This is a genomic window from Diaminobutyricimonas sp. LJ205 (assembly GCF_009755725.1).
Classification (GTDB): Bacteria; Actinomycetota; Actinomycetes; order Actinomycetales; family Microbacteriaceae; genus Ruicaihuangia.
Map to the genome: position 1 here is coordinate 1,711,992 of NZ_CP046619.1, position 15,298 is coordinate 1,727,289.

At 66.9% G+C, this 15,298-nt stretch carries 17 protein-coding genes and 1 pseudogene; 8 read left to right on the top strand and 10 right to left on the bottom strand.

Annotated features, from left to right (window positions below):
* Positions 1 to 5: 5 nt before the first annotated feature.
* Positions 6 to 1,109 (bottom strand): molecular chaperone DnaJ, encoded by a 1,104-nt coding sequence (dnaJ, locus tag GO591_RS08180; protein WP_157156368.1) that lies wholly within the window; start codon positions 1,107 to 1,109, stop codon positions 6 to 8.
* Positions 1,109 to 2,137 carry a heat-inducible transcriptional repressor HrcA gene (gene hrcA / locus GO591_RS08185; protein WP_157157836.1) on the bottom strand — a complete coding sequence of 343 codons (1,029 nt, stop codon included), beginning with the start codon at positions 2,135 to 2,137 and terminating at the stop codon, positions 1,109 to 1,111. The genes dnaJ and hrcA overlap by 1 nt, the downstream gene beginning before the upstream one ends.
* Before the next feature lie 168 nt (positions 2,138 to 2,305).
* Between hrcA and GO591_RS08190 the strand changes: the two genes are divergently transcribed.
* The 7 genes and pseudogenes from GO591_RS08190 (at position 2,306) to GO591_RS15935 (ending at position 5,423) form a co-directional block, all read left to right on the top strand.
* Positions 2,306 to 2,686, top strand: coding sequence for a DUF4870 domain-containing protein (locus GO591_RS08190; protein WP_157156369.1), 381 nt, complete (start codon positions 2,306 to 2,308; stop codon positions 2,684 to 2,686).
* Positions 2,687 to 2,761: 75 nt separating this feature from the next.
* On the top strand, positions 2,762 to 3,118 hold the full coding sequence (locus GO591_RS08195; RefSeq protein ID WP_157156370.1) for a DUF4870 domain-containing protein: 357 nt from the start codon (positions 2,762 to 2,764) through the stop codon (positions 3,116 to 3,118).
* Positions 3,119 to 3,242: 124 nt separating this feature from the next.
* Positions 3,243 to 3,728: a DUF222 domain-containing protein gene (locus tag GO591_RS16040; RefSeq protein WP_157156371.1), complete on the top strand. Its 486-nt coding sequence runs from the start codon at positions 3,243 to 3,245 to the stop codon at positions 3,726 to 3,728.
* 52 nt (positions 3,729 to 3,780) lie between these two features.
* Positions 3,781 to 4,221: pseudogene (locus GO591_RS16120) on the top strand (DUF222 domain-containing protein); the annotation flags it as partial.
* A 169-nt stretch (positions 4,222 to 4,390) separates the two neighbouring features.
* Positions 4,391 to 4,783, top strand: a complete 393-nt coding sequence (locus tag GO591_RS16125) for an HNH endonuclease (RefSeq protein ID WP_370455348.1) — start codon at positions 4,391 to 4,393, stop codon at positions 4,781 to 4,783.
* A 26-nt stretch (positions 4,784 to 4,809) separates the two neighbouring features.
* On the top strand, positions 4,810 to 5,094 hold the full coding sequence (locus tag GO591_RS15930) for a hypothetical protein (protein WP_232466099.1): 285 nt from the start codon (positions 4,810 to 4,812) through the stop codon (positions 5,092 to 5,094).
* Positions 5,091 to 5,423 (top strand): hypothetical protein, encoded by a 333-nt coding sequence (locus tag GO591_RS15935; RefSeq protein ID WP_232466100.1) that lies wholly within the window; start codon positions 5,091 to 5,093, stop codon positions 5,421 to 5,423. The genes GO591_RS15930 and GO591_RS15935 overlap by 4 nt, the downstream gene beginning before the upstream one ends.
* 75 nt (positions 5,424 to 5,498) lie before the next feature.
* On the opposite strand, the gene hemW is transcribed toward GO591_RS15935, so the two are convergent.
* The 5 genes from hemW to GO591_RS08240 all read right to left on the bottom strand — a co-directional run bounded on the left by hemW (position 5,499) and on the right by GO591_RS08240 (position 10,686).
* Entirely contained in the window at positions 5,499 to 6,725 is a 1,227-nt protein-coding gene (hemW, locus tag GO591_RS08220; RefSeq protein ID WP_157156373.1) for a radical SAM family heme chaperone HemW, read from the bottom strand.
* 43 nt (positions 6,726 to 6,768) lie between these two features.
* Entirely contained in the window at positions 6,769 to 7,458 is a 690-nt protein-coding gene (locus GO591_RS08225) for a DUF1990 family protein (protein WP_157156374.1), read from the bottom strand.
* 2 nt (positions 7,459 to 7,460) lie between these two features.
* The gene (gene lepA, locus GO591_RS08230; RefSeq protein ID WP_157156375.1) at positions 7,461 to 9,314 is read right to left on the bottom strand and encodes a translation elongation factor 4; all 1,854 of its coding nucleotides are present in this window, start codon (positions 9,312 to 9,314) and stop codon (positions 7,461 to 7,463) included.
* Positions 9,315 to 9,377: 63 nt separating this feature from the next.
* Positions 9,378 to 9,716 (bottom strand): DUF4190 domain-containing protein, encoded by a 339-nt coding sequence (locus GO591_RS08235; protein ID WP_157156376.1) that lies wholly within the window; start codon positions 9,714 to 9,716, stop codon positions 9,378 to 9,380.
* 40 nt (positions 9,717 to 9,756) lie between these two features.
* Positions 9,757 to 10,686 (bottom strand): TIGR01777 family oxidoreductase, encoded by a 930-nt coding sequence (locus tag GO591_RS08240; RefSeq protein WP_157156377.1) that lies wholly within the window; start codon positions 10,684 to 10,686, stop codon positions 9,757 to 9,759.
* Between the two features lie 263 nt (positions 10,687 to 10,949).
* Between GO591_RS08240 and rpsT the strand changes: the two genes are divergently transcribed.
* A complete protein-coding gene (gene rpsT, locus GO591_RS08245) occupies positions 10,950 to 11,210 on the top strand; it encodes a 30S ribosomal protein S20 (RefSeq protein WP_157156378.1) in 261 nt (86 codons plus the stop codon).
* Positions 11,211 to 11,299: 89 nt separating this feature from the next.
* On the opposite strand, the gene holA is transcribed toward rpsT, so the two are convergent.
* The 3 genes from holA to GO591_RS08260 are packed head-to-tail and all read right to left on the bottom strand — an operon-like array spanning position 11,300 to position 15,242.
* Positions 11,300 to 12,358, bottom strand: coding sequence for a DNA polymerase III subunit delta (gene holA / locus GO591_RS08250; protein WP_157156379.1), 1,059 nt, complete (start codon positions 12,356 to 12,358; stop codon positions 11,300 to 11,302).
* Complete coding sequence (locus GO591_RS08255) at positions 12,355 to 14,643, bottom strand: ComEC/Rec2 family competence protein (protein WP_157156380.1); 2,289 nt, start codon at positions 14,641 to 14,643, stop codon at positions 12,355 to 12,357. The genes holA and GO591_RS08255 overlap by 4 nt, the downstream gene beginning before the upstream one ends.
* On the bottom strand, positions 14,643 to 15,242 hold the full coding sequence (locus GO591_RS08260; protein ID WP_157156381.1) for a ComEA family DNA-binding protein: 600 nt from the start codon (positions 15,240 to 15,242) through the stop codon (positions 14,643 to 14,645). The genes GO591_RS08255 and GO591_RS08260 overlap by 1 nt, the downstream gene beginning before the upstream one ends.
* Between the last annotated feature and the right edge of the window lie 56 nt (positions 15,243 to 15,298).

Sequence of the window (15,298 nt, forward strand, 5' to 3'; positions counted from 1 at the left end):
CCGGATCAGAGGTTCAGGAAGCGGTCGCGCAGTTTGGCGAACAAACCCTGCTGGAAGTGCGCGAGCTGCGGCGCCTCACTCTTGTACTTGCTCGCGAACTGGCGGATGAGTTCTTCCTCTTTGCGGTTCAGCTTGGTCGGGGTGACCACCTGGATACCGATCCGCAGGTCGCCGCGACCGGACCCGCGCAGGTGGCTGATACCGCGATCGGGAATGGTGATCACCTCGGCGCTCTGCGTTCCGGGCCGGATGTCGACCGTGACTTCACCGTCAAGCGTCTTGAGGGTGACCTCGGTGCCGAGGATCGCGTCGACCATCTCCACTTCAAGAGTGGCCAGCAGGTCGTCGCCGTTCCGGCTGAAGGTGTCGTGATGGCGCACCTTGATCTCGAGGTAGAGGTCGCCGCGCGGACCGCCGGCCTGACCGACCTCGCCCTGGCCGGGCATCTGCAGCCGCAGCCCGGTGTCAACGCCGGCCGGGATGTCGACGGGAATCGTGCGGCGTGCGCGCACGCGTCCCTGGCCGGCGCAGGTCGGGCACGGGTTCGGGATGACGGTGCCGTAGCCGCGGCAGGTGCCACACGGGTTCGAGGTCATCACGTTGCCGAGCAGGCTGCGCACGGAGCGCTGAATGCTGCCGGTGCCGTGGCAGATGTCGCAGGTGACCGGGGAGGTTCCGGGCGCGCAGCACGACCCGTTACAGGTCTCGCAGAGCACGGCGGTGTCCACTTCAATGTCCCGGCGGGTGCCGAAGATCACCTCGTCGAGGTCCACCTCGACGCGAAGCAGGGCATCCTGACCGCGCTCACGCCGCGACCGCGGTCCGCGGCCACCGCCCGCACCCGCGCCGAAGAAGGTCTCGAAGATGTCGCCGAAGCCGCCGAAACCTTGGCCACCGAAGCTCGGCTGCGGACCCAGGTCGTACTGCTGACGCTGCTGCGGGTCGCTGAGCACGTCGTACGCGTGCGTGACGAGCTTGAAGCGCTCGGATGCATCCGGGCTGGGGTTCACGTCGGGGTGCAATTCCCGAGCGAGCCGCCGATAAGCCTTCTTGATTTCGTCAGGGGTCGCGTTTCGGTCGACTCCGAGAACGTCGTAATGGTCTGCCACTACCTGGTTTCCTCACCGAGCAGCCGCGAGAGATAGCGGGCCACTGCCCGCACGGCTGCCATGTTGTTTGAATAATCCATTCTTGTTGGCCCGATCACGCCGAGCCTCGCCAAAGCGCCACCGGATGCCGCGTAGCCACTAGTCAGTACCGACGTGTCGGACAGGCCGAACTCGGCGTTCTCCCGTCCGATGCTGACGGTGACGGCCTGGGTGTCTATCTCCAGTTCGTGGAACAGCTTCAGCAGGGTCACCTGTTCCTCGATCGCCTCGAGCACAGGATAGAGATTTCCACTGAAATCCTGCTCGGTGCGCACGAGGTTCGCCGTGCCCGCCATCACCAGGCGGTCGTGGCGGTTCGCGGCGACCTGTCCGATCAGGCCGGCGGCAACCTGACGGATCACCGTCGCCCGCTCGGGAGCGAACAGCTCGGTCAGCGTGGAGAGTTCAGCGGAAGCCTCCGCGAGTCCCTTTCCACCGAGCACGGCGTTGATCTTGGCCCGCATCTCACCGAGGAAGGCCTCATCGACGCTGTCGGCCACTTCGATGATGTTCTGGTCGACCCGACCGGCATCCGTGATGAAGACGGTCATCAGCCGGTGAGTTCCGAACGGAACCAATTCGACGTGGCGCACTTTCGACGGGCCGAAGGTCGGGTACTGCACGAGGGCGACCTGGCTGGTCAGCTGCGACAGCAGCCGCACCGTCCGTCCCAGCACGTCGTCAAGATCGGCGGATTCACCAAGGAAGGTCTCAATGGCTGTGCGTTGCGCGGCGGTGAGCGGGCGCATGTCCGCGAGCTGGTCGACGAAGACCCGGTAGCCCTTGTCGGTCGGCACCCGGCCGGACGAGGTGTGCGGGGCTGCGATCAGCTCCTCTTCTTCCAGCAGGGCCATGTCGTTGCGGATCGTCGCCGCCGACACGCCGAACGCATAGCGTTCGACGATGGATTTCGATCCGACTGGCTCGCGTGAGGCGACGTAGTCCTGGACGATGACACGCAGTACTTCCAATCCGCGCTCGGAAACCATGCTCACCAACCCTTCGCCTTGGCACTCGTCTACGGGGACTGCTAATTCTACCGCGACACGCGCCGGGGCGGTCCATTGCCCCGCCATGGGGGCTGGGATTACCTTGTGAGATGACCGAAGCGACGGCCCTCAGCTGGTCGTTCGCACCGCATTTCCAGGAGGATGACAATGACTGACCAGCCAGCACAGCCCGTCACCCCGCTCACTGCGGAACAGGATAAGCAATGGGCATCCTTTGCCCACCTTGGCGGCATCCTGAGTTTCCTCCCCTCGCTGATCATCTACCTCGTGTTCAAGGACCGGGCGGCCTTCACCCGGCAGGAGTCACAGGAAGCCCTGAATTTTCAGCTCACGCTTCTGATCATCAATGTGGCGTGGTTCATCATCACGCTGGTCTTGACCGTCGTGACCTTCGGCATCCTTGGCTTCCTGGGGAACCTGAGCTGGATCGTGTGGATCGTCGGGGTGATCTTTTCCATCCTGGGTTTCATGAGCGCCAAGGACGGTGTCGCCTACCGCTACCCGTTCGCGCTCCGGATGATCAAGTAGATCGACGGTCACCATTAAGCAGGCAGGCCCTCGCGAGTCCGGGCGGAAGCCCGGACTCGCTGGTTTAATGAGCGCATGACGAACCCCTACCAGACGCCGCAGCCGCTCAGCCCCGCCGACGAGAAGCTGTGGGCGACACTGATCCACCTGGGTGGGATCTTCTTCAGCTTCGTCCCTGCGCTGATCGGATATCTGGTGTTCAAGGACCGTGGCCCGTTCGTGCGGGACCACGCGCGCGTGGCGCTGAACTTCCAGATCACGATGATCATCGCGTACATCGTCGGTGGCATCACCAGCATCCTGCTGATCGGGTTCTTGATCCTGGCCGCTGCCGGCATCCTCGTCGTCGTGTTCAGCATCATCGCCGCGATCACCGCGAACCGAGGCGAGTACTACAAGTACCCGCTGACCATCCCGTTCATCGGCCAGTAGCTGGTCGGTTGCTGGGTTGGGCATCTTCTCCTCCACAGGACCGGTTCGCGCTGGTTCCTAACAGGTGAAACCGCCTGCTGATCAGCGGAAACAGAATGTCGGTGGTTGCTGGTTCACTGCTTTTGTGACCACCAGAGAACACCCGCTCAGCCGGCCGGCACCGCGCCGCACCGGCGAACAGGCACTGCTGTCGCCGCGGGCGATCCTGGATGATCAGATGCACGACTTCATCGACGCGGTGGCCGAGGCGAGCGCCGATGTCGCCCGAGCGCAAGCCCGGCTGCTGGAACTGGTCGACCAAACCCGGCAGCACGCCGAACGCGTGGTGCACCTGTTCGTGCCACACGATGACCGGATGCGGAAAGCCGAACAGCAACGACTGGCCAAGATGGCATTCGCCGAGCAGATCGCGGCCAGCCTGCGCCTGCCCTCCGGCTCCGCGCAGCGGTTGATCGCCGAGGCCGAGGCGCTCACGCACGAGCTACCGGGCACGATGAGCGCGCTCCGGCGTGGCGAGATCAGCCTGCGGCACGCGCAGGTGATGGTCGACGAGTGCTGGCAGCTCGGCCGGCGGTACCGACCCGGGAGCCGACGCTGGGACCTCGGCTGAGGTTCGCCGGGCCGCGGTGGAAGCTTTCGAAGAGGCCACCTTGCCGGCGGCGATGAAGCTGACCGTGGCGAAGTTCTCCCGCAAGGCCCGGCAGCTCCGGGAGCGCATCCATCCGGAGACGATCCGGGCCCGCCGGGTGAAGGCGGCCGGGGACCGGGAGTTCAGTTTCGAGCCGTCCCGGGACGGGATGGCCTATCTGACCCTGTACACCGAGGCTCCGTTGGCGATGGCGATCCACGACCGGGTCACCGCCGCGGCGATGGCCCAGCAGCGTCCGGAGGAACCGCGCACGCTGACCCAGCTGCGGGCCGATGTCGCCACCGAACTGCTCCTCACCGGTGGCGGAGGTGCCGATGGTGGCGGACCGCAGGAGGACCGGTTCGCCGGCATCCGTCCCACCGTGTTCGTCACCGTGCCGGTCGTGACATTGCTCGGCCACAGCGACGAACCCGCCACCCTCGACGGCTACGGCCCGATCGACCCGGACACCGCCCGCCGGCTCACCGCCCAGGCACCCTCCCTGTTCCGGCTGCTCACCGACCCCGAGACCGGCGAACTGCTCGCACTGGAGCAAGGACTGCTACCGGCTCCCCCGCCTGCTGCGCCGATTCCTGCGGCTGCGGGACGAGACCTGCCGGTTCCCCGGCCGCAACCGCAAAGCCGTGCACTCCGACCTCGACCACACCATCGCCAAAGAACACGGCGGCCCCAACACCGCCGCAAACCTCGCCCACCTCTGCCGCAAACACCACCGACTGAAACACCTCACCGGCTGGAGCGTCGAGCAACTGGACCACGGCATACTCCGCTGGACCTCACCCACCGGACACCAATACACCAGCGAACCAGAACTGCGTTCCGACCCGGCCAGATGGGAAACCCTCGTCAGTCACTCGGAGACCGTTTGGTCCACACCGGATTCAGACACGGACGGTGAAGCGAGATCCGAGACCACGAATGAGGCCAGGGATTCCGGCGAGAACGAGGCTGCGGATATGACCGGGCGGAGACCCAGTCCGGGATCCGAACCCGGCACCGATCCACCGCCGTTCTAGGCACCGGCGTGCGATTAGATGAGGGCATGTCGATTGTGTTGAGCGGACCAGGAGTCGATGGGCTAAGCGAGGCCGTAGGCGCGCTACGAGCGTGGCAGTACGACGGGGCACCGATGCAGCTTCACCCGGGAGACCTGGGCTGGTACTGGCAGCTGGGCGCGGAGGCGACGGCTGCGGCGGTTCGGACTTGGAGCCGCGACGGACAGATTCTCGCCGTTGGGCTGCTGGACGATCCTGGCCTGTTACGACTGGCGATGAAGCCGGAGCTGAACACGACGAAGAGCTGGCCAGGCAGATGGTCGCCGACGTGACCCGGCCAGAGCGTGGCGTCCTGCCGCACGGGAACGCATCCATCGAAGCGCGATTTGGCGGATTGCTTCAACGGCTGCTGCTCGATAACGGCTGGCACGCGCACGAGCCGTGGACACCACTCCAGCGCGACCTCGCGAAGGCCGTGGAGGACTGCGGCGTGCGTATCGAGGTGACCGGTCCACAGCGCCGCAGCGGCCGCTCTCAGGGAGCTGGGCTCGTCTACGCTACTGTCTGCGCTCCCAGCTCCAATGTCGGCGCCGTCGCCACCTACAGCTCAGCCGGCTTCCAGCAACTCCCCGAAGTACCAGACCTTCACCGAAGCGTCTAGGGCGATCATGCGAAGCTCCTCGCGAAGCTTGTAGTCACAGAACTTCCGGGTCCATAGCGCTGGGCACCACGCGCCCTAGTCCGCCAGCAGCCGCCGCACCACCGCGTCAGCCAACAAACGACCCCGCAGAGTCGGCACAACGGTGCCCGCGAGAGCGTCCCGAGGCTCGACCAGACCGTCGGCGATCAGGCCTGCAACGGCGGCACGTCCGGCACCCGACAGCTCCGAGATGGACAGGCCATCACGGATCCGCGAATGCAACAGCACCCGCTCGATTCGCCTGGTCTCCTGGTCGAGGGTCTCGCGGCCGGCCGCCGGAGAATCTCCGGCAAGGATCCGGTCCGCATAGGCCGCCGGATGCTTCACATTCCACCAGCGGACACCACCGACGTGGCTGTGCGCGCCCGGACCGATCCCCCACCAGTCCGCACCCTGCCAATAGCTGAGGTTGTGCCGCGAACGGAACTGAGGCTTCCGCGCCCAATTGCTCACCTCGTACCAGTCATACCCGGCCTCCGCGAGCAGCTGGTCGGCGAGCTCGTACATATCCGCCTGCAGGTCGTCAGAAGGCTCCGCAACCTCACCACGCCGGATCTGACGCGCGAGCTTGGTGCCATCCTCGACGATCAACGCATACGCCGAGATGTGGTCCGGCTGCTGAGCGATCGCGTGCTCGAGCGAGGCCCGCCAGTCATCGATGCTCTCCCCCGGCGTGCCATAGATGAGGTCGAGACTGACCTGAAGGCCCGCTTCGCGCGCCCACTGCACGACCAAGGGAATCCGCTCCGGGTCATGCGTGCGCTCCAGTGTGGCCAGCACCCGCGGCACCGCCGACTGCATCCCGAAAGACACCCGAGTGAATCCTGCCTGCTTCAGCGCGAGCAGGTACTCCAGGTCGACCGAGTCCGGGTTCGCCTCGGTCGTGACCTCGGCATCCGGAGCCAACCGCCAGGTTTCGGTGACCGCATGAAACATTTCTATGAGGTCGCTCGCCGGCAGGAGCGTCGGCGTCCCACCGCCGAAGAACACGGTCGACACCGCCCGCTGCGGCATCCCGGTCTCCCGCAACACCCGATCGGCCAGCTGCACCTCGGTGACCGCCTGCGCGGCGTAATCACTGCGCTTCACGCCCCGCAGTTCGGTGGCCGTATAGGTATTGAAGTCGCAATAGCCACAGCGCACCCGACAGAACGGCACATGCAGGTACACGCCGAACGCTCGGGACTCGGCGTCATCGACGACGAACCCCGGCAGCAGGCCATCGAGTGGGGCCGGGTCGGCGATGGGAAGGGCGGAGGGCATCAGATCATTCTCGCGCGCACGACTGAGAGCAGCCGGACCAGCGTCAGTTCTCCGGCCCAGTGGGGATTGCGTCAGGCGTGGTCTCCGGTGCCGCGACCAGCGCGCGCAGATAGCGCTTCACATACAGACGCTGCAACGCCCGAAGCGCGGGGTACGCCGGCCACCAGTACCACGCGGCAGGACGCCAGAAGAGCCGGATGTCGAGCCAGACCGAGCCGTCCGCGGTCTCTTCGACGACGAAGCTCTCTTCACCGGACAGCGGATGCCCGGCCCGGGTGCCGAGCGCCATGCCCTGTCGCCCCGGCTCATCGATGAAGGAGACCACCCGCACCGGCGCCCGGAACGGTATGCCAAGCACCCGCATCGTCAAGGTCGCCGTCGTACCAGGCGAGGCGAATTGCTCGCCGTCGGCGGTGTACTCGACTTCCTCCTGGTCGACTGGCTCGGCAGGACGAACCGGCTTGCCGGAGGCATCCCAGCCGACCGGTGAGTACGAGCTCGGGTCGATCGGCGCCATCTCATCGACCTTGACCTCGATGTCGCTCCGGGTGAAGACCTGCCAGGTCCGCACCTGCACCACGGCAGCAGCGAACCGGGCATCGCCATGCCCGATCCGGGTGCGGAACGCTGCGGGCCGAAAGCCGGTGGGCGGGTAGGCGAGCAAGTCCTCGGCCTGGGTGGCGCCGATGGCGCCGTAGGTCACATCGGATGCCTGGTGGGTTGAGCGGCGCATCTCTACTTCTTGGCGTCTTTTTTCTCGGTGTCCCCGCTGAGGGCAGCGATGAACGCCTCCTGCGGCACTTCGACTCGGCCCACCATCTTCATGCGCTTCTTGCCTTCCTTCTGCTTCTCGAGCAGTTTGCGCTTTCGGGTGATGTCACCGCCGTAACACTTGGCCAGCACGTCCTTGCGGATCGCCCGGATCGACTCACGGGCGATGATGCGAGCACCGATCGCCGCCTGAATCGGCACCTCGAACTGCTGCCGCGGGATCAGCTCACGCAACCGGCCGGTCATCATCACGCCGTACGCGTAGGCCTTGTCGCGGTGCACGATCGCGCTGAACGCATCCACCTGCTCGCCCTGCAACAGAATGTCGACCTTGACCAGATCGGCTTCCTGTTCGCCATCCGGCTCATAGTCGAGCGAGGCGTAGCCGGCGGTCTTCGACTTCAGCTGGTCGAAGAAGTCGAAGACGATCTCACCGAGCGGGATCCGGTACTTGATCTCGACCCGGTCTTCGCCGAGGTAGTCCATGCCGAGCAGGGTTCCGCGTCGGCTCTGGCAGAGCTCCATGATCGTGCCGACGTAGTCCTTGGGGGCGAGGATCGCGGAGCGCACCATCGGTTCGGTGACCGAATTGATTTTGCCGGTCGGGAACTCCGACGGGTTGGTCACCTCGACGGTCTTCTTGTCCTCGGTGGTGACCTGATAGATCACGCTCGGGGCGGTGGTGATCAGATCGAGGCCGAACTCGCGGCTGAGACGCTCGGTGATGATCTCGAGGTGCAGTAGTCCGAGGAAGCCGCAGCGGAATCCGAAGCCGAGGGCGACGGATGTCTCGGGCTCATAGTTGAGCGCGGCATCGGACAGCTTCAGCTTGTCGAGCGCCTCGCGCAGCTCCGGGTAGTCACTGCCGTCGATCGGGTACAGCCCGGAGAAGACCATCGGCAGCGGCTCGGTGTAGCCGGGCAGCGCCTGGGTGGCCGACTTCATCGCGGTGGTGACGGTGTCGCCGACCTTCGACTGGCGCACATCCTTCACTCCGGTGATCAGGTAGCCCACCTCACCGACGCCCAGACCCTTGCTCTCAGTGGGTTCGGGCGAGCTCACCCCGATCTCGAGGATCTCGTGGGTGGCCCTGGTCGACATCATCTGGATGCGTTCACGCGGGGCGAGCTGGCCATCGACCATCCGCACATAGGTGACGACGCCACGGTAGGCGTCGTAGACCGAGTCGAAGATCATCGCCCGGGCCGGGGCATCCTTGTCGCCCTGCGGTGCCGGGATCAGCTCGACCACGCGGTCGAGAAGTTCCTCGACGCCGACACCGGTCTTGCCGCTCACCTTGAGCACGTCGTCGGGGCTGCCGCCGATCAGGCTGGCCAGCTCCTTGGAGTACTTCTCCGGGTCGGCCGCCGGCAGGTCGATCTTGTTCAGCACCGGGATGATGGTCAGGTCGTTCTCGAGCGCCAGGTACAGGTTGGCGAGCGTCTGCGCCTCGATGCCCTGCGCGGCATCAACCAGCAGGATGGCACCCTCGCACGCGGCCAGGGAGCGCGACACCTCGTAGGTGAAGTCGACGTGGCCAGGGGTGTCGATCATGTTCAGGGCGAAGGCCTGGGAGCCGCGCTGCCACGGCATCCGTACCGCCTGGCTCTTGATCGTGATGCCCCGCTCACGCTCGATGTCCATGCGGTCGAGGTACTGCGCACGCATCGACCGGTCGTCGACGACTCCGGTGATCTGCAACATGCGGTCGGCCAGCGTGGACTTGCCGTGGTCGATGTGCGCGATGATGCAGAAGTTTCGGATGAACTCGGGGGCGGTCGACGCCGGTTCAAGGGCCTTCAGTGCTCGTGGGCTCACGCGTTCCTCTTGCTTGCCGTGGGGATCATCCGATTGTCCCACGACCTGAAGGCCCGCGAAGAATCAGACCAGGGCGAACAGGAAGAACGGCGCGGAAACGATCAGCCAGATCAAGCCGAGCAACACCCAACCGAACATGCTGACGAAGCCGAGGACGATGCCCCAGGTCGACATGGTGCGGCCTGCGGGCTCTCGCGTTCGGGCGAGGAACCCGAGGACGACAGCGGCGATCGGCACAATGAAGGTCAGTCCGAAGAACAGCGAGCCGATGCCGGCGACCAGCGACAGGATGGACAGGGTCTGCGACGGCTGGGCCTGCATCGGTTGAGTCGGGTAACCGGCCGGGTAGCCGGCGGGTGCCTGGTATCCGGCGGCACCTTCCGGGGTCTGCGTGGTTGTCATGGTTCAACCGTAGGAGGGCGCCGAAGCGCCGACCATGGGGCTATCCCCCGATCTTTGCGGCGGATTTCCCGGTGATCTCCCTGAGGGCAGGTTCCAGTTCCGGATGCCGGAACTCGAACCCGGCCGCCTCGAGCCGAGCGGGCAGCACCCACCGGCTCTTCAGCAGCAGCTCGGTCTCGGTGCGCAGCGCCAACGCGCCCAACTCGAGCATCCACCGCCACGCCGGCAGCCCGAACGGCATTCCCAGCACCCGGCGGATGGTCGCCATCAACTGTCGGTTGGTCACCGGATGCGGCGACGACACGTTCACCGGACCGCCGAGTTCGTCATCCTCCTGCACGAACCGGATGACGCGGTAGACGTCCTCGATGTGCACCCAGCTGAACCATTGCCCGCCGCGCGGCGTGGGACCGCCGATCTGCGGACCACCGAGGCCCAGGCGAGCCAGCATCAACAGCGGCCGAAGCGCTGAGCCGTCGCCGAGCACGATCGCAAGCCTCAAGGCGACCTGCCGCACACCGTCACGTTCGTGGGCGTAGAACTCGCGCTCCCAGCCCGTGGCGACATTCACCGAGAACCCCGTCCCCAGCTCGCCGTCGTCCTCGGTCATCGGACGATCGTCGGCATGCCGGTAGATCGTCGCGGTGCTGGCGTTCAGCCACAGCGGCGGTGGCGCGTCGACGGATTCGATCGCGCGGCCGAGTTCACCGGTGGTGAGCACACGCGAACCCATGATCCGCTTCTTGTTCCGCAGCGTGTATCGGCAGTTCACGTTCTTGCCGGCCAGATTGACCAGCAGGTCGGCGCCGTTCAGGGCGGCCTCGATCCCAGCCGAGTCGCCCCAGGTGACATCCGCCCCCTGCCGTCCGATCGTGATGACGGTGTCGCCGTCCTTCGCGAACCGGGCAGTCAGGTAGCGGCCGAGGAACCCGCTAGCGCCAGCGACGACAATTCGCTGACCGCCGCTCATCCGGCATCCCGCTGTCCAGCGGTTGTCGGTTCGGGAATGTGAGACACAGGGGACGACACACGCTCAGACTATTCGTTTGCACAGATGAGATTGGCCCCGCGGGTCGCGATTGCCGACCGGGCCTGTTGGCTGGTAATGTTTCCTGTTGGCTTGCACGCGCACACCGTTCCCGGGTTGGCGTGAATTGCGGCCGAGAACATATCGGGAGTCCACACCCTCCTCGGCTGCCCGGAACTTATCGATCAATCAGGAAGTACACACACGTGGCAAACATCAAGTCGCAGATCAAGCGCATCCTCACCAACAAGAAGGCTCAGGACCGCAACAAGGCTGTCAAGAGCGAACTGAAGACCCTGGTCCGCCAGACCCGCGAGGCCGTCGCGGCCGGCGACAAGGCGAAGGCCACCGCGTCGCTCGCGATGGCGTCGAAGAAGCTCGACAAGGCCGTCAGCAAGGGCGTCATCCACCAGAACCAGGCCGCGAACCGCAAGTCGGCCATCGCGAAGCAGGTTGCTTCCCTCTAAGGAACTTCCGTTCCGCGGGGTTCAACCCACAGCAGCAAGAGGCCCGTCCCGTAAGGGGCGGGCCTCTTTGCCTGTCCAGGCAGGTGCGGCTAGAGGCCGCGTCGCGCGACGGTCGCCACCATCCGCTCGAGGGCGAACACCGGATCCCGGCCGCCACCCTTGACCTGCGCGTCGGCTTCGGCGATCAACTCGATCGTGCGGCCGAGTCCCTCATCGGTCCAGCCGCGCAGGTCTCGCTGTGCTCGCTCCACCTGCCAGGGGGCAACCCCGAACCGGGATGCCAGCTGACCGGACGGACCGTGCGCGCCAGACAGCTTCGCCATGGTGCGCAGCTTGGAGGCGAAGGCGGCGACCATCGGCACCGGATCGGCCCCCGTCGCGAGCGCGTGTCGAAGCAGCACCAGCGCTTCACCGGCGTGACCGGCGATGGCGGCATCCGCGACCTTGAACGCGTTGGTCTCAACCCGACCCGAGTAGTACTTCTCGACGACGGGTTCGGTGATCTCGGCCGCTGCATCGGCGATCAATTGCTGGCAGGCGCTCGCCAGTTCGGACATGTCATCGCTGAAGGCGCCTACGACGGCACGCAGCGCGCCCGGGGTGATGCTGCGCCCTGCCGCGCTGAACTCGGCCTTCGCGAAGTCGTACTTCTCGGCATCCTTCTTCAACTCGGCGCAGACCACTTCGACGGCACCGCCGGTGCCGGAACGGATGGCATCCAGGAGCTTCTTGCCGCGTACTCCTCCGCCGTGCCGCAGCGCCACGACGGTGTCCTCGGCGGGCCTGGTGAGGTAGTCGAGCATCTCGACGATGAACGCGTCGGTGCATTTCTCGACGTTGGTCACCCGGATGAGGCGCGGTTCGCCGAACAGGGACGGGCTGGCGAGCGTGAGCAACTCCCCCGGCGCGTACTGATCGGCCTGCACGTCATGCACCTCGAGGCTCGGGTCAGCCTGGCGCAGCTGATCGCGCAGCAGTTTCATCGCCCGGTCGGCCAGAAACCCTTCGGTGCCCGAGATGAGGACGGCCGGAGCCGGTCGCACGTTGTTCCAGCTGAGCTGAGGGATCGCCGCCTTCTTCGGGCCGGCTGCGCTTCTCGCCACGGGGCTCCTTCCACCGATGTCCAGCCTATTCGTCGGCGCTGTCATCGCGACGCGCCACCGCCGCGCTGGGTCCACACTTCGATCGCGCCGGCTGAGCCACCGGAGGACAGCAGCACCAGCCCGGCGCGATCCGTTCGCACCACGGTGGTGCCCAGGCGCTCAAGGTCGCTGAGAATCGATGCGGTCGGATGCCCATAGCCGTTGTCAGCGCCAACGCCGATCAATCCGACAGTCGCCGCCGCCCGCTCATACAAGTTACGACTCTGGTCGGCTGACCCGTGGTGGGCGACCTTGACCACGTCAACCTCGGGCACCGCGCCGCCGGCGAGCATGGCCGATTGCGTCTGCTCCCCCAGATCGCCGAGGAACAGCGCGCTGGGGCATCCGTTCGCGCAGGCGCCAACGCCCTCCGCCGTAATCACCACGCTGCCGTCATTGCCTTCGTACTCTCCCCGCGAGGGCGGCCAGAGCACCCGCCAGCGCAACTCGCCGAGCAGGCCCGACAGGCCCGCCCGCGCATCGATGATGTCGGCGCCGGATGCCGCCAGACGCTCCAGCACGCGTTCGTCGTCGCCCGTGGCCGGCGGTCCGGTGAGCACAACGCTGGCCCGGCCGAGCACAGCACCGACACCGCCGACGTGGTCGAGATCGAAGTGGGTGGCGACGAAGACGTCGATCCTGCCGATGCCCAGGGCGTCGAGGCAGTCGGTGAGCAGTTGCTCGTCTGGTCCCGCATCGATCAGCATGGTCATTCCGGCGCTCCGCAGTAGGGCGGCATCGCCCTGCCCGACGTCGCACATTGCGACCTGCCAGTCGGCGGGCCTGCCCAGGCGCTGCACCACCTGGCTTCCGGCCATGCCGCCGACGGTCAGCACCAGCAGGCCGGCGGTGACGGTCGCGGCGAGCCGTCGGCCGAATCCGGGGCGAAGTCTGGCCGCCACGATGACTCCCGCAGAGATGAGGGCGCACAGGATGACTCCGACGAGTCCGTCGGGCCATGGCAGCCGGGCACCCGGCAAGGCAGAGCTCACCTCGGCGAGGGTCGCGATCCAGCTTGCCGGCAGCCAGGCCAGCACGGCGAGCAGGTGCGCGACCGGCGGCAGCACAGGCGCGAGGACACAGGCGAGAGAGCCGAGGATCGTCGCGACCGGGGCAGCCGGCGCCGCGAGCAGGTTGGCGGCGACGCCATGCACCGGGATCGAGGCGTCCAGCGTGATCAGCACCGGCTGGCAGGCCAGCTGTGCGGCGAGGGGCACCGCGGTGACCGTGGCCAGCGGGCGCGGCAACCAGCGCGCCAGCACGCCGGTGAGCGGGCCGGAGAAGAGCAGCAGGCCGCCGGTGGCGAGCACCGACAGCACGAACCCGTAGTCGAGCGCCAGCCATGGATCGGCGACAAGCAGGACGAGCACGGCCAGCGCGAGCACCGGCAGTCCCCGCACCGGTCGGCCGATCGCCAGGGTGATCAGCACGATGCCGGCCATCACGGCGGCCCTGAGCACACTCGGTTCGGGAGTCACCAACAACACGAAACCGACCAGCAGGACAACGGATGCCCCCACCCGCCAGCCGCGGGGAAGCCCGAGCGCCGCTCCGGCGAGCATCACGAGGCCGATCACCACCGCACAGTTGGCGCCGGAGACCGCCGTCAGATGACTGAGCGCGCTCGTCTTCATCGCCTGGTCCAACTCGGCACTGACGGCACTGGTGTCGCCGATGGCCAGCCCGGGCAGCAAATCCGCTCCGTTGCCCGGCAGCCCACCGGTCAGCTCGAGGAAACCGGCGCGCAGCTCTGCCGTGCCGGCCAGCACCCCCGACGGCTGCCGGCTTGACCGGGTGTCGTCCGGGAAGACCAGGAACGCGACGTCGTCTCCGGGTGGCGTCGGCTGGATGCTCCCGGTCCAGCTGATCACGCCACCGGGCGCGACCGGAGCGGAGGCGAACAGGAGCGCCGGGATCCGGACCGCGAGCACCCGCTCGTCGTGATCGATGGTCAGCAGCAGCGCCTCGAAACGCTCTTCGGCTGCGATCCGGGTGACCTGCGCAGTGCCGGTGATCGATGACTGTTCCTCGGCGAGGGCCACGACCGCGGCGGGCTGGCGGATCGGCTGCTGGCCGGCGGCGACGCTCGCGACCACGGCCGCTGCGGCGGCGCAGGTGCCGACCAGCAGCGCCGATGAAATCCGGGCACGCCAGCCGATGCCGATGCTGACGAGGGCAGCCAGCCACAGCCCGATCGCGAACGGCACCGCGCTGGGCAGGGCGATGACGATCGCGGCGGCGATCCACGCGACGAGTGCCGGGATGGCCAGCCGCGCGCTGTTCGTGAGCATCAGACGGTGATCAGGTCGCGGAGACCATCGAATGTCTTCTGGCCGATGCCGGTGACGTTCATCAGGTCTTCGACCTTCGTGAAGCGACCGTTGGCTTCGCGCCACTGAATGATCCGCTCGGCGATGGCCGGGCCCAGCCTCGGCAGCGTGTCGAGGGTCGCGGCATCCGCCGTGTTGATGTCGATCTTGCCCGGCACAACCGCACCCGGTGCACTCGGCGGCTGCTCCCCCTGCGCCGGCACGTACAACTGCTCACCGTCGCTCAGGAAACGGGCGAGGTTGACGCCGCCCTCGTCGGCGCCGTCGGCGAAACCACCTGCAGCGGCCACCGCGTCGATGGCACGGGCGCCGTCCGCCAGCTCATACAGCCCCGGTGCCGTGACCGCCCCGAGCACGTGCACGAAGATGGCGCTGCCGTGCTGCTCCGGCGCCGCGCTCGGCACCGGAGCAACCGGCTCCACGGTCACGGCCGCGCCCGGCTGGTTCAGCGCGGAGACCAACACCGTCACGCCCAGCCCACCGAGCACGACGACGACCGCCGCGGTCACCCCGATGCGCATCCGGGCACGCCGCTGATCGGGGATCGCCGGCATGCTCATGCCCGGACGCTACGCGGAGCGCCCGGCGCCATCCGCGACGGATATCCCCGCTGTGG

Bases quoted from the DNA above. Each gene is read 5' to 3' on its own strand.
- GO591_RS15930 (WP_232466099.1), top strand. From the start codon at position 4,810: ATGTCGATTGTGTTGAGCGGACCAGGAGTCGATGGGCTAAGCGAGGCC.
- GO591_RS08235 (WP_157156376.1), bottom strand. From the start codon at position 9,716: ATGACAACCACGCAGACCCCGGAAGGTGCCGCCGGATACCAGGCACCC.
- GO591_RS08255 (WP_157156380.1), bottom strand. From the start codon at position 14,643: ATGCTCACGAACAGCGCGCGGCTGGCCATCCCGGCACTCGTCGCGTGG.
- GO591_RS08190 (WP_157156369.1), top strand. From the start codon at position 2,306: ATGACTGACCAGCCAGCACAGCCCGTCACCCCGCTCACTGCGGAACAG.
- GO591_RS08225 (WP_157156374.1), bottom strand. From the start codon at position 7,458: ATGCGCCGCTCAACCCACCAGGCATCCGATGTGACCTACGGCGCCATC.
- holA (WP_157156379.1), bottom strand. From the start codon at position 12,358: ATGACAGCGCCGACGAATAGGCTGGACATCGGTGGAAGGAGCCCCGTG.
- GO591_RS08195 (WP_157156370.1), top strand. From the start codon at position 2,762: ATGACGAACCCCTACCAGACGCCGCAGCCGCTCAGCCCCGCCGACGAG.
- hrcA (WP_157157836.1), bottom strand. From the start codon at position 2,137: ATGGTTTCCGAGCGCGGATTGGAAGTACTGCGTGTCATCGTCCAGGAC.
- GO591_RS08260 (WP_157156381.1), bottom strand. From the start codon at position 15,242: ATGAGCATGCCGGCGATCCCCGATCAGCGGCGTGCCCGGATGCGCATC.
- hemW (WP_157156373.1), bottom strand. From the start codon at position 6,725: ATGCCCTCCGCCCTTCCCATCGCCGACCCGGCCCCACTCGATGGCCTG.
- GO591_RS08240 (WP_157156377.1), bottom strand. From the start codon at position 10,686: ATGAGCGGCGGTCAGCGAATTGTCGTCGCTGGCGCTAGCGGGTTCCTC.